The 11810-nt window shown below is 44.1% G+C and carries 17 protein-coding genes; all 17 read right to left on the bottom strand.

Annotated elements, in window-relative coordinates; all coding sequences use genetic code 11:
- Window positions 1-496 precede the first annotated feature (496 nt).
- On the bottom strand, window positions 497-889 hold the full coding sequence (gene rpsI, locus BHE18_RS02790; RefSeq protein ID WP_032085301.1) for a 30S ribosomal protein S9: 393 nt from the start codon (window positions 887-889) through the stop codon (window positions 497-499).
- A gap of 22 nt (window positions 890-911) precedes the next feature.
- A complete protein-coding gene (gene rplM, locus BHE18_RS02785) occupies window positions 912-1349 on the bottom strand; it encodes a 50S ribosomal protein L13 (protein ID WP_032085300.1) in 438 nt (145 codons plus the stop codon).
- 466 nt (window positions 1350-1815) lie between these two features.
- Complete coding sequence (gene truA / locus BHE18_RS02780) at window positions 1816-2559, bottom strand: tRNA pseudouridine(38-40) synthase TruA (RefSeq protein ID WP_071617135.1); 744 nt, start codon at window positions 2557-2559, stop codon at window positions 1816-1818.
- 12 nt (window positions 2560-2571) lie between these two features.
- Window positions 2572-3369, bottom strand: coding sequence for an energy-coupling factor transporter transmembrane component T family protein (locus BHE18_RS02775; protein ID WP_071617134.1), 798 nt, complete (start codon window positions 3367-3369; stop codon window positions 2572-2574).
- Window positions 3366-4235 (bottom strand): energy-coupling factor ABC transporter ATP-binding protein, encoded by an 870-nt coding sequence (locus BHE18_RS02770; RefSeq protein ID WP_071617133.1) that lies wholly within the window; start codon window positions 4233-4235, stop codon window positions 3366-3368. The genes BHE18_RS02775 and BHE18_RS02770 overlap by 4 nt, the downstream gene beginning before the upstream one ends.
- Window positions 4211-5047 carry an energy-coupling factor ABC transporter ATP-binding protein gene (locus tag BHE18_RS02765; protein WP_071617132.1) on the bottom strand — a complete coding sequence of 279 codons (837 nt, stop codon included), beginning with the start codon at window positions 5045-5047 and terminating at the stop codon, window positions 4211-4213. Before BHE18_RS02765 ends, BHE18_RS02770 begins: the two co-directional genes overlap by 25 nt.
- 536 nt (window positions 5048-5583) lie before the next feature.
- The gene (rplQ, locus tag BHE18_RS02755; RefSeq protein WP_071617130.1) at window positions 5584-5946 is read right to left on the bottom strand and encodes a 50S ribosomal protein L17; all 363 of its coding nucleotides are present in this window, start codon (window positions 5944-5946) and stop codon (window positions 5584-5586) included.
- 45 nt (window positions 5947-5991) lie between these two features.
- On the bottom strand, window positions 5992-6936 hold the full coding sequence (locus BHE18_RS02750; protein WP_048007631.1) for a DNA-directed RNA polymerase subunit alpha: 945 nt from the start codon (window positions 6934-6936) through the stop codon (window positions 5992-5994).
- A 172-nt stretch (window positions 6937-7108) separates the two neighbouring features.
- Window positions 7109-7498, bottom strand: a complete 390-nt coding sequence (gene rpsK / locus BHE18_RS02745; RefSeq protein WP_032085294.1) for a 30S ribosomal protein S11 — start codon at window positions 7496-7498, stop codon at window positions 7109-7111.
- A 25-nt stretch (window positions 7499-7523) separates the two neighbouring features.
- On the bottom strand, window positions 7524-7889 hold the full coding sequence (gene rpsM, locus BHE18_RS02740) for a 30S ribosomal protein S13 (protein ID WP_032085293.1): 366 nt from the start codon (window positions 7887-7889) through the stop codon (window positions 7524-7526).
- Between the two features lie 24 nt (window positions 7890-7913).
- Window positions 7914-8027 (bottom strand): 50S ribosomal protein L36, encoded by a 114-nt coding sequence (gene rpmJ, locus BHE18_RS02735; RefSeq protein ID WP_003156543.1) that lies wholly within the window; start codon window positions 8025-8027, stop codon window positions 7914-7916.
- 38 nt (window positions 8028-8065) lie between these two features.
- On the bottom strand, window positions 8066-8284 hold the full coding sequence (gene infA / locus BHE18_RS02730) for a translation initiation factor IF-1 (protein WP_003217190.1): 219 nt from the start codon (window positions 8282-8284) through the stop codon (window positions 8066-8068).
- Complete coding sequence (locus BHE18_RS02725) at window positions 8277-8600, bottom strand: KOW domain-containing RNA-binding protein (RefSeq protein ID WP_071617129.1); 324 nt, start codon at window positions 8598-8600, stop codon at window positions 8277-8279. Before BHE18_RS02725 ends, infA begins: the two co-directional genes overlap by 8 nt.
- A gap of 15 nt (window positions 8601-8615) precedes the next feature.
- Window positions 8616-9362 (bottom strand): type I methionyl aminopeptidase, encoded by a 747-nt coding sequence (map, locus tag BHE18_RS02720; RefSeq protein WP_032085291.1) that lies wholly within the window; start codon window positions 9360-9362, stop codon window positions 8616-8618.
- A complete protein-coding gene (locus tag BHE18_RS02715; protein WP_071617128.1) occupies window positions 9359-10012 on the bottom strand; it encodes an adenylate kinase in 654 nt (217 codons plus the stop codon). Before BHE18_RS02715 ends, map begins: the two co-directional genes overlap by 4 nt.
- Window positions 10013-10073: 61 nt before the next feature.
- The gene (secY, locus tag BHE18_RS02710; RefSeq protein WP_071617127.1) at window positions 10074-11366 is read right to left on the bottom strand and encodes a preprotein translocase subunit SecY; all 1293 of its coding nucleotides are present in this window, start codon (window positions 11364-11366) and stop codon (window positions 10074-10076) included.
- Window positions 11366-11806: a 50S ribosomal protein L15 gene (gene rplO / locus BHE18_RS02705; protein ID WP_032085288.1), complete on the bottom strand. Its 441-nt coding sequence runs from the start codon at window positions 11804-11806 to the stop codon at window positions 11366-11368. Before rplO ends, secY begins: the two co-directional genes overlap by 1 nt.
- Between the last annotated feature and the right edge of the window lie 4 nt (window positions 11807-11810).

Below are 11810 nucleotides of genomic sequence, written 5' to 3'. Positions count from 1 at the left end.
TATTTTAGCTACGTATTCTTTATATTCGTTTGTATAGTACTTTCCCATGGATACACGTCCTTATTAATAATAGTTATAGTTATGCCCTATTATCATCTTTGTGTGTCCACTTTTTAGACTAACTTTATTATCCTGTATAATCTTCGAATTTCCCCCGATAATCTTTTAATTTTAATCATTAATCTTTTAATTTCCTTCATTTATCTTTCGATTTTCAGGATAATTCAGTAACTTGGTAAAATAAGGAATAAACATCACGACTTATTGTCATAATCAATGTTTTTCTCTAAACAGATACGTGCAGGTCCTGGCGATATAAGTGCGAAATTTTCAATATAAGTGCGGAAAAACTAATATATGTGCGAAATCCCAGATATAAGTGCGGACTGCCGATTTTTCGACAAACGACTGCCATACCATTCCTCCACCCTCCGCACCCAAACCCACAATAAAAAAGACCCCCAACCAAAAGGTTGAGAGTCTTTGTAAGAAATAATTAACGCTTAGAGAATTGTGGTGCACGACGAGCGCCTTTAAGACCATATTTTTTACGTTCTTTCATACGAGCGTCACGAGTTAACAATCCAGCGCGTTTTAGAGAACCGCGGTACTCAGGATCAGCTTGAAGTAAAGCACGAGCGATACCGTGACGGATCGCACCAGCTTGACCAGCGTAACCTCCACCGTGTACGTTTACTAAAACGTCATAGTTACCAAGAGTTTCAGTTGCAACTAGTGGTTGCTTGATTACTTCTCTTAGTGCTGCGAATGGGATATATACTTCTACTTCACGATCATTGATAACAATGTTACCGTTACCTGGTACTAAACGTACGCGAGCTACTGAGCTCTTACGACGACCAGTTCCGTAATATTGAACTTGAGCCAAGATAATAACCTCCTCTTTTTAATTATCCACGAAGTTCGTAAACTTCTGGTTGTTGTGCTTGGTGTGGATGCTCAGATCCAGAGTATACATGTAGCTTCTTGATCATTTGACGACCTAGAGAACCTTTAGGAAGCATACCTTTGATTGTAAGCTCTAGCATTTTTTCTGAGTAGTTTGTACGCATTTCTAATGCAGTACGCTGCTTCAAACCACCAGGGTGGTTACTGTGACGGTAGTAGATCTTATCAGTAAGCTTTTTACCAGTCAATTCGATTTTTGAAGCGTTAAGAATAATTACGTGATCACCAGTGTCAACATGTGGTGTGAAAGTTGGTTTGTGTTTACCGCGTAGAACTGAAGCTACTTCACTAGCCAGACGACCAAGAGTCTTGCCTTCAGCATCTACAACGTACCATTTACGATCGATTTCGTTGGCTTTTGCCATATACGTAGTACGCATGAGTTTACCTCCTATTAAATGAATCCGTAGTATTTATTTTCTAATCACAATAAGTTTCCGGGGCTTATCGTGGGGTTAATAACATACCATATGCTATAATATCTTGTTCCCAGATGATTGTCAAGGGGATGTTACACCTGGATTAGTTGTTTTAGTGAAAAAATATTTTTCCAGTTAAGTCTTTTAATCTCCGCTTTTGATTTCCGTGCAAGAATTCGCTTTCCGCGGGTAACTCGCGAGCCTCCTCGTCCAGGGAGTGTAACTGTCCAGCTACAGGGCTTAGAAGCACATGTCATAAGCCTAATCGACCAAAAAGGCAACGAAGGCCCTCGAGGCCGATTCGTCTTATGCCACACACTTCTGAGCGAAGCCCTTTCGCATATCCGGCAGGAGTCTACGACTTGCACTCCAAACAACCGCTAGACCTGCACGGTATCAACATAAACTCTTCTTAAATCTCTCCCTATCAATTAAAATACTCCACCTTCCACAAATACAATCCATGCGGCGGAGCTGTCTTTCCTGCGTGGTTTCGGTCCTTTGCCTGGAGGATGGCCTTCATGTCAGCACTTTGCAGGTTTCCTGCGCCCACCTCAAGCAGTGTCCCGACCAGGATCCTGACCATGTTGTAAAGAAACCCATTCCCCGTAAAGGAAAAAATGATTTCTCCTTCTTGTTCGATAATGGTGATGCGCTGCAGGTTCCTGACCTTGTCTTCCACTTCCGTTTTTGCAGAGCAGAAGCTTGTGAAGTCGTGCTCCCCTATTAAATGCTCTGCCGCCCTTTTCATGGCATCCACCGAAAGAGTATATGGGTGGTGAAGGGCATAATGGCGGTGGAAGGGGCTGCGTGACTGAGCCGTGTAGACTCTGTACCGATATTCCTTCCGCTTGACTGAAAACCTGGCATGAAAGTCCTCCGGTACATATTGAGCCTCTTTGATGACCACTTCGTCAGGAAGGCGCGTGTTCAGGACCACCGGCCACTTTTCCTCAGGAATGGACAGCGGGGTATCAAAGTGGAACACCTGGCCATTTGCGTGTACCCCTGCGTCCGTCCTGCCCGAAGCGGTGACTCGTATATGCTCCCCTTTGTTGATGGCACTGAGTGTTTCTTCCAGCAGTCCCTGCACTGTCCGCCGATTCGGCTGTATCTGATAGCCGCTGAAATGGGTTCCATCGTATGAAATTGTACATTTTACACGCTTCATAGATTCACTCCCCTATCCTCTGAAGACCAGCAATAAAGCTGTGAGGATGCCCAGTACAACCAGTGCACCCGTATCTTTTTTATGCCATGAAAGAAGCCTGTATTTCGTCCTTCCTTCACCGCCTTGATACCCCCTTGCTTCCATCGCTGTTGCAAGATCCTCGGCACGCTTGAACGCACTGACGAATAACGGGATCAAGAGTGGGATGATCGCTTTGATACGGTCTTTTATCGGACCTGAAGAGAACTCTGCTCCCCTCGCAATCTGGGCCTTCATGATCTTGTCCGTTTCTTCCATGAGTGTCGGGATGAAACGCAATGAGATCGACATCATCAGGGCAAGTTCATGAACAGGGAATTTTACTTTACGTAAAGGATTCAACAAGGTTTCAAGCCCGTCTGTAATCGTGATTGGCGATGTTGTCAGCGTCAGCAGGGACGTGATCAGGATCAGGTAAAAGAACCGAAGTGAAATGAAGATACCCTGCCGCAGCCCTTCTTCATGAACCTTCAGGAAACCAAGATCAAGGACGACCGCCCCTTCTTTTGTAAAGAACACGTGAAGGAAAAATGTAAACAGGATCAGCCACAGGATCGGTTTCAAGCCCCCGATGATAAAACGGATGGAGAGATTTGAAAAAATAAGTGCAGTAAGCGTGAATGCCCCTAAAATGGCATAGGTGGCTCCATTATTAGCTAAAAACACCACGCAAATGAATCCGAAAATGAAAAGAAGCTTCGCTCTCGGGTCCATGCTGTGCAGAATGGATTTTGCCGGTACATACCGGCCGAAAATCATCTTTTCCATCATGGCTGCCCGCCTCCTTCCTCAAGGGAACGAATGGCAGCTGCAAGTTCTTCAATCGTCAAACAGGTGACCCCGAGCTTTCTGCCGATTCGTTCTTCCAGCTTAAATTGGAACCGGACCACATCGGGAACATCAAGACCCATCCCGAACAGTTCCTCCGGATTCGAGAAAATCTCCTGCGGAGTGCCTTTCCTTTTTAATCTGCCCTTTTGCATAATCACGATCTCGTCGGCATAATGAGCGGCGTCTTCCATGCTGTGCGTGACGAGGATGGTGGTAAGCCCCTTCTCCTTGTGAAGGTCATGGAACATATCCATGATCTCGCGCTGCCCCCTCGGATCCAGTCCTGCTGTCGGTTCGTCCAGTACGATGACATCCGGATTCATGGCAAGCACGCCGGCAATGGCCACCCTTCTCATCTGACCGCCTGAAAGATCGAAAGGAGACTTCTCCAGGACCTCTTCTGAGAGACCTACTTTCACGATCAGTTCCTTCGCACGTTCTTTCGCCACTTCTTCAGAAACTCCGAAATTCATTGGGCCGTAGCAAATATCTTTTAGTACTGTCTCTTCAAATAATTGATGCTCCGGGAATTGAAAAACAATCCCGACCTTCTGCCGGATCGGTTTCAGGCTTTTTGACTTCTTATCGGGGCTGATGGCATAATCCCCTACATTCACCACACCGGAAGTCGGCTTGAGCAATGCGTTCAGGTGCTGCAAGAGTGTCGACTTTCCTGAACCCGTATGCCCGATGACAGCCAGAAACTGCCCGGAGGGTATGGAGAGATTAATATCTTCAAGAGCCAGCTTCTCGAACGGGGTCTTATAGGAATAACGATATTCTACTTGTTGAAATGAGATTTGCATAACTCGTTCACCAGCTCTTCTTCTGTAAAATATGTGTCAGATAATGATATCCCCGTGTTCTTGAGTACCCCTGAAAGTTTGATCGTGAAGGGTGAATCCAGCCCCAATTTCTTCAATTCATCCTCAAGAAGGAATATCTCCCGAGGCGTCCCTTCCTTAAAAACCTTGCCCCTGTTCAGTACAATGATCCGGTCTGCCTTCGCTGCTTCCTCAAGGTCGTGGGTGATGGAAATGACCGTCAGATTCTCTTTTTCCTTCAGCTCCCTGACCGTCTCAAGCACTTCTTTCTTTCCTTTCGGGTCAAGCATCGAGGTGGATTCATCCAAAATGATGATATCAGGCTGCAATGCCACCACCCCTGCAATTGCCACCCTCTGCTTCTGACCGCCGGATAAATGGTGGGGCTCTTGATCAAGAAAATCTTCCATATGGACACGCTTCAGGGCGTCATTTACTCGCTTTACCATCGCTTCGTAAGGTACTCCATGGTTTTCTAACCCAAAAGCCACATCATCTTCGACTGTAGCACCGACAAACTGATTATCTGGATTTTGAAAGACCATTCCAATTTTGGACCGGATATCCCAGATCGTCTCTTCTTCAAGCGCAACCCCATCGACCGTCACATCTCCCTTCTCAGGAAAATGAAGGCCGTTCAGCATCTTTGCAAGTGTAGACTTACCTGAACCATTATGCCCGACAATCGCAAGCCATTCACCTTGCTCTACATGAAGGCTGATTCCCTCAAGAGCATAATCTTTTTGATCGGGATAACGAAAATACACATCCTTAACGTTAATCATCTCTCGCATGATACATACCTCCTCTATGCTCATCAATTCTCAACTAAAAAATAACTCTGCTCGGCTTTTTTTCATTTTGTAAGAACAGGTTGATTTTATTTTCTAACATATTCTCTTTATTAAACTTTTTCCAGCTATTGATTGGAGTGGAAGGCGAAGACTCCTGCGGGAAAAGCGAGACAGGTGAGACCCCGGAGGCGAAGCCGAGCAGGCTCACGGGCTACCTGCGGAAAGCGAAGTCGTGCACGGAAATCATTAGCGGTATAAAGAACTGTAATATAATCCAATAAATAAATAATAGCAAAAATCCATATAAATAAAAAAAAGCCTGCACCCCGACCAAAGAAAAGAAACCTTTTCTTGTTCATCCACTGAACAGCTTCTATCGATATAGAAGTCGGAAGGGGCGCACGAGCTAGACGAGTCAGCAGTGCTGCTCATCGTAACGCTCTGCTTTTCATCATCAATCATGCACTTATACAAAAAGGGCAAAGAAGCAGTTAAGGATTAACTGTCCCGCCCTTAATGTTAGTAGTCACGAATTATTAAACTAATTCGATGATTGCCATTGGAGCACCGTCACCACGGCGAGGACCAACCTTCATAATGCGAGTATATCCGCCTTGACGCTCGTTGTAACGAGGAGCGATGTCAGAGAATAACTTTTGAAGAGCATCTTGGTTGTTTTCAGCGTTTGCAATTTCTTTACGAATGAATGCAGCAGCTTGACGACGTGCGTGAACATCACCACGTTTACCTAATGTGATCATTTTTTCCACAACTGAACGAAGCTCTTTCGCGCGAGTTTCAGTTGTTTCAATACGCTCATTGATGATTAGGTCAGTAGCTAAATCACGTAGCATAGCTTTACGTTGAGCACTTGTACGTCCTAACTTTCTGTAAGCCATTAAGGGTTCCCTCCTTTGTTGAAACTATCTATCTAAAAATGATTATCAATCGTCTTTACGCAACCCTAATCCGAGGTCTTCAAGTTTAACTTTAACCTCTTCAAGAGATTTACGTCCTAGGTTACGCACTTTCATCATATCTTCTTCAGTCTTGTTGGCAAGCTCTTGAACAGTGTTGATTCCAGCACGCTTCAGGCAGTTGTAAGAACGAACAGAAAGATCCAATTCTTCGATCGTCATCTCTAGAACTTTTTCTTTTTGATCTTCTTCTTTTTCTACCATGATTTCAGCATTCTGCGCTTCATCTGTAAGGCCGACGAAAATATTCAAGTGTTCTGTCAGAATCTTGGCACCTAGAGAAATAGCTTCTTTCGGGCCGATACTTCCATCAGTCCATACATCAAGAGAAAGTTTGTCATAGTTAGTCATTTGACCAACACGAGTGTTTTCTACTTGATAGTTAACGCGTGAAACTGGAGTGTAAATAGAATCGATTGGGATCACACCGATTGGAAGATCCTCACGTTTGTTTTGGTCAGCAGGTCTGTATCCACGTCCGCGGGCTGCGCTTAAACGCACACGGAAGTGACCACTTTTAGATAATGTGGCGATGTGCAAATCAGGATTCAACACTTCCACATCACTATCATGAGTAATATCAGCAGCTGTTACGACCCCTTCACCCTGTACATCAATTTCAAGCGTCTTCTCTTCATCAGAGTAAATCTTCAACGCTAGCTTTTTGATATTCAAAATGATGGATGTGACATCCTCTACGACGCCTTCAATTGTTGAAAACTCATGCAGTACTCCATCTATTTGAATAGATGTGACAGCGGCACCTGGGAGTGACGATAGTAGGATACGACGTAAGGAGTTACCCAAAGTTGTACCATATCCACGCTCAAGTGGTTCTACGACGAACTTTCCATATGTGGCATCATCGCTGATCTCAACCGTTTCAATTTTTGGTTTTTCAATTTCGATCATTAATATTTACCCTCCTTCAAAACGTCGAAACTCCGGGCTATATAAATGAAGTCCGAAATTCCCCATGTTTACGTTCCCTATTGTGCACCAACAACTGGTTACATTTTTCTGAACGAACGTATTTTGTATCATATCCCATTATAGACAACGATACAAAATTTATACAGAAAAATTAAACGCGGCGACGTTTTGGCGGACGGCATCCATTATGAGGAACTGGAGTAACGTCTCTGATTGCAGTAACCTCAAGACCGGCAGCTTGAAGAGCACGGATAGCAGCTTCACGTCCAGCTCCAGGGCCTTTAACTGTTACTTCAAGAGTTTTCAAACCGTGTTCCTGGGAAGCTTTTGCAGCAGTTTCAGCAGCCATTTGTGCTGCGAAAGGAGTAGATTTACGAGAACCTCTGAATCCTAGTGAACCTGCACTTGACCATGCAACAGCGTTTCCGTGAACATCAGTAATAGTTACGATTGTGTTATTGAATGTAGAACGAATGTGTGCAATACCAGCTTCGATATTCTTTTTCACACGACGTTTACGAGTGTTTGTTTTACGTGCCATGTTAAGAAGTAACCTCCTTTACCTATTATTTTTTCTTGTTTGCTACAGTCTTACGAGGACCTTTACGTGTACGAGCGTTGTTCTTCGTATGTTGACCACGAACAGGTAGTCCACGACGGTGACGAAGACCGCGGTATGAACCGATTTCCATAAGACGTTTGATGTTTAGAGAGATCTCACGACGAAGATCACCTTCAACCTTTAATTTATCAACGATATCACGAATCTTTCCTAGTTCGTCTTCAGTTAGATCACGAACGCGAGTATCTGCAGAGACACCAGCTTCTGAAAGAATTTGTTGTGCAGTATTTTTACCAATACCGTAGATGTATGTTAATGAAATGACAACACGTTTGTCACGTGGAATGTCTACACCAGCAATACGTGCCATAGTGATAGCGCACCTCCTTTAAGTTTAGCCTTGTTTTTGTTTGTGTTTAGGGTTTTCACAGATAACCATGACTTTACCTTTTCTGCGGATGACTTTACACTTTTCGCAGATCGGCTTAACAGATGGTCTAACTTTCATCTTATTCTAACCTCCTTAATAGTACGGAGTGCAATGAATTATTTATAACGATAAGTGATTCTACCACGAGTTAAGTCATACGGTGATAATTCAACTGTCACCTTGTCACCAGGTAAGATACGGATGAAGTGCATACGAATCTTTCCTGAAACATGTGCCAGAACTGTATGACCATTTTCTAATTCTACCTTAAACATCGCGTTAGGCAAAGTCTCGGCGACCGTGCCTTCCACTTCAATTACATCATCTTTAGCCATCGAACATGTCTCCCTTCTTCTCATCATTTAAGACTTCATTTACAAACTTTGTAACAGCATAGCGCAGTTTACCGTTCGTCACTTTACCTGTTTCGATAATACTGTTTTGAACTTCTGGAGAAACATAGTCAAACAGTTGAAGATGTCCGATATTCTTTCGCTTGGCGCGGTCGAATTTCCGTCTATCTCCGTCTGCTATGAGTACAAAACGTTCATCCAATTGCTGAACAACGATTGAATATGTCCCAGCTTCCCTGCCTTTAAGCGGCAGTACGATCTGGCCTATACTCGGAATCGTCGAATCTGACTCGATCAATCCAATCACCTTCACTTAGGCTTTCGTCAATATCTCATAGCCGTCTTCAGTAATTGCAATGGTGTGTTCAAAGTGCGCACACATTTTATCATCAACTGTCACGACTGTCCAGTTATCTGATAACGTTCTAACATATCGACTTCCTGCATTAACCATTGGTTCAATCGCCAGTACCATGCCAGGCTTCAAGCGAGGACCTTTGTTCGGCGGTCCATAATGAGGAATCTGAGGGTCCTCATGTAAGTCTTGACCAACTCCGTGTCCTACATACTCTCGAACGATAGAAAAGCCATTTGCCTCAACAAAAGTTTGAATACTATGAGAGATATTCGACAGACGTTCGCCTGGTTTAGCTTCCTTAAGCCCCAGATATAAAGATTCCTCTGTTACATCCAGAAGCTTACGGGTTTCATCATCAATCTTACCAACTGGATATGTCCAGGCGGAATCACCGTGATAGCCGTTATATTTCGCACCGATATCGATGCTGATTATATCGCCATCTTTCAGCACCCGATCTCCCGGAATTCCATGTACCAGCTCGTTGTTGACTGAAGCACAGATGCTGCCACGAAACCCATTATACCCTTTAAAAGATGGAATTGCATCATGTTTACGAATGAATTTTTCAGCAATTGCATCCAATTCTTTCGTCGATATTCCCGGAAGAATATGCTTTTGCAATTCCGCATGAGTCAGTGCCACGATTTTACCAGCATGGCGCATGATCTCAATCTCTCTCGGAGTTTTACAAATGATCATACTGAAAGGCCTCCAAGTAGTACATCAATGTCAGCAAACACTTTATCGATGTCTTGTTGACCGTCAATGTTTTTGAGATAGCCTTTATCTTCGTAGTATGCCAAAAGCGGCTGGGTTTGTTTGATGTTTACATCCAGACGGTTTTGAACTGTTTCTTCGTTATCATCAGCACGCTGATACAGCTCTCCTCCGCAGCGGTCGCAAACGCCCTCTTCTTTTGGCGGGTTAAAGACAAGATGATAAGTAGCGCCGCACTCTTTACAGATTCTGCGACCTGTCAAGCGCCCCATCAGGATGTCCTTATCTACATTTATATTAATGACATAATTCATCTTTTTACCAAGATCAGCGAGAATGTTTTCAAGTGCTTCTGCCTGAGCAACCGTTCTTGGAAACCCGTCAAGTAAGAAGCCTTTTTCACAGTCCTCTTTGCTTAATCGTTCACGAACGATTCCGATTGTCACTTCATCAGGGACAAGATCACCGTTATCCATGAATGATTTAGCCTTCAAGCCAAGCTCAGTGCCATCTTTGATAGCAGCACGGAACATGTCACCAGTCGAAATATGAGGGATACCATATTTTTCAACGATTTTCTCAGCTTGAGTGCCTTTTCCTGCGCCTGGTAAGCCCATAAGAACAATATTCACTCGAACTCCCCCTCAATGTCTATAAAATGGCTTCAGGAACTGAACGTTCCCGAAAACCCTCTTATTTAATGAATCCTTTGTAGTGGCGCTTCACCAGCTGTGCTTCCAATTGCTTCATTGTCTCAAGTGCCACACCGACTACGATGAGCAGGCTTGTTCCGCCAATTTGTGCCGCAGGCGGCAGACCGGCGAAGTTAATGAAAAGCATCGGAAGAATGGAGATCACTGATAAGAATATAGCCCCTACAAATGTCAGGCGATACAGAACGCGAGTGAGATACTCCTGAGTGGTTTTACCTGGACGGATACCAGGGATATACCCACCCTGCTTCTTCAAGTTCTCCGCCATTTGCTCCGGATTCACTTGAATGAAAGCGTAGAAGTAAGTAAAGGCGACGATCAATGCAACATAGATGATCATGCCGACCGGCTTCGTGTAATCAAAGATGTACTGGATCGTGCTTGTCACATCATTATCCCCAAAGAATGTAGAGATCGTCTGCGGTGTAATGATAAAGGAAATCGCGAAGATTACCGGAATAACACCTGCAGCATTCACTTTCAATGGAAGATGTGTTGATTGTCCGCCAACCGGACTGCGCCCCACTAAACGTTTTGCATATTGAATCGGGATTTTACGAAGTGCTTGTTGAATAAACACTGTACCAACCACGATTGCAATGACTGCCAAAAGTATAAGTGCAAGAACCACAATGCGAAGGAAAAGCTGTTCGCCTGCCCCTTCGATTTGTTGAGCATAAATTTGGTTTACAATGTTAGGAATCGCAGCAACGATACCTGCAAAGATCAGGATCGAGATACCATTTCCAACACCTTTAGCCGTGATTTGTTCACCAAGCCACATAAGAAAAGCCGTACCGGCTGTCAATACCAAAGCGATTAACAGGTACGTGCTTACTCCAGGGCTTTGGATAAGCATTCCACCATAGATCCGGTTAAAGCCATAGGACATACCTAAAGCTTGGATGAAACCGAGTATGATTGTGAAATAACGAGTGAACTGAGCTAATTTACGGCGGCCTACTTCACCTTGCTTCGACCATTCAGTGAACTTAGGAACAACGTCCATTTGAAGCAGCTGAACAATGATCGAAGCCGTGATGTAAGGCATGATTCCCATCGCGAAGATGGAGAAGTTCTGCAGCGCACCACCGCCAAATGTATTCAGGAATCCGAGAATTCCTGCCTGGTCTTGCATCTTCAGTACATTTGCGTCAACGTTTGGCACCGGAATGAAGGTACCAAGACGGAAGACGACTAACATTAAAAGGGTGAAGATAATTTTATTTCTTATATCACCCACGCGCATAAAATTGGAGATAGTTTGGAACATTAGATCACCTCAGATGTACCGCCAGCAGCTTCGATAGCTTCTTTAGCAGTGGTTGAGAATTTGTGTGCTTTTACTGTAAGCTTTTTCTCGATTGAACCTTTACCAAGAATCTTGATTCCTGCTTTTTCGTTACTTACTAGACCAGTTTCAACTAGTAGAGTCGGAGTAACTTCTGTACCATCTTCGAAGCGATTCAATGCGTCAAGATTGACGATTGCATATTCTTTACGGTTGATGTTCGTGAAACCGCGTTTAGGCAAACGTTGGAATAAAGGAGTTTGACCACCCTCGAATCCTGGGCGAGTTCCACCGCCTGAACGGGCGTTTTGTCCTTTATGACCTTTACCGGCAGTTTTACCATTACCAGAACCAATTCCGCGTCCTACACGATTGCGGACTTTACGTGAACCTTCTGCAGGTTGTAACTCATGTAATTTCATGTCG

Source organism: Rossellomorea aquimaris (assembly GCF_001877785.1).
Lineage (GTDB): Bacteria > Bacillota > Bacilli > Bacillales > Bacillaceae_B > Rossellomorea > Rossellomorea aquimaris_A.
Note: the sequence above shows the minus strand (reverse complement) of the source record. Positions and strands in the feature narration are given on the sequence as shown.

What these genes read in the sequence shown, in the direction of transcription:
- rplM (WP_032085300.1), bottom strand. Translation starts at nt 1,349, where the DNA reads ATGCGTACTACGTATATGGCAAAAGCCAACGAAATCGATCGTAAATGG.
- truA (WP_071617135.1), bottom strand. Translation starts at nt 2,559, where the DNA reads ATGAAGCGTGTAAAATGTACAATTTCATACGATGGAACCCATTTCAGC.
- BHE18_RS02775 (WP_071617134.1), bottom strand. Translation starts at nt 3,369, where the DNA reads ATGATGGAAAAGATGATTTTCGGCCGGTATGTACCGGCAAAATCCATT.
- BHE18_RS02770 (WP_071617133.1), bottom strand. Translation starts at nt 4,235, where the DNA reads ATGCAAATCTCATTTCAACAAGTAGAATATCGTTATTCCTATAAGACC.
- BHE18_RS02765 (WP_071617132.1), bottom strand. Translation starts at nt 5,047, where the DNA reads ATGCGAGAGATGATTAACGTTAAGGATGTGTATTTTCGTTATCCCGAT.
- rplQ (WP_071617130.1), bottom strand. Translation starts at nt 5,946, where the DNA reads ATGGCTTACAGAAAGTTAGGACGTACAAGTGCTCAACGTAAAGCTATG.
- BHE18_RS02750 (WP_048007631.1), bottom strand. Translation starts at nt 6,936, where the DNA reads ATGATCGAAATTGAAAAACCAAAAATTGAAACGGTTGAGATCAGCGAT.
- rpsK (WP_032085294.1), bottom strand. Translation starts at nt 7,498, where the DNA reads ATGGCACGTAAAACAAACACTCGTAAACGTCGTGTGAAAAAGAATATC.
- rpsM (WP_032085293.1), bottom strand. Translation starts at nt 7,889, where the DNA reads ATGGCACGTATTGCTGGTGTAGACATTCCACGTGACAAACGTGTTGTC.
- rpmJ (WP_003156543.1), bottom strand. Translation starts at nt 8,027, where the DNA reads ATGAAAGTTAGACCATCTGTTAAGCCGATCTGCGAAAAGTGTAAAGTC.
- infA (WP_003217190.1), bottom strand. Translation starts at nt 8,284, where the DNA reads ATGGCTAAAGATGATGTAATTGAAGTGGAAGGCACGGTCGCCGAGACT.
- map (WP_032085291.1), bottom strand. Translation starts at nt 9,362, where the DNA reads ATGATCATTTGTAAAACTCCGAGAGAGATTGAGATCATGCGCCATGCT.
- secY (WP_071617127.1), bottom strand. Translation starts at nt 11,366, where the DNA reads ATGTTCCAAACTATCTCCAATTTTATGCGCGTGGGTGATATAAGAAAT.
- rplO (WP_032085288.1), bottom strand. Translation starts at nt 11,806, where the DNA reads ATGAAATTACATGAGTTACAACCTGCAGAAGGTTCACGTAAAGTCCGC.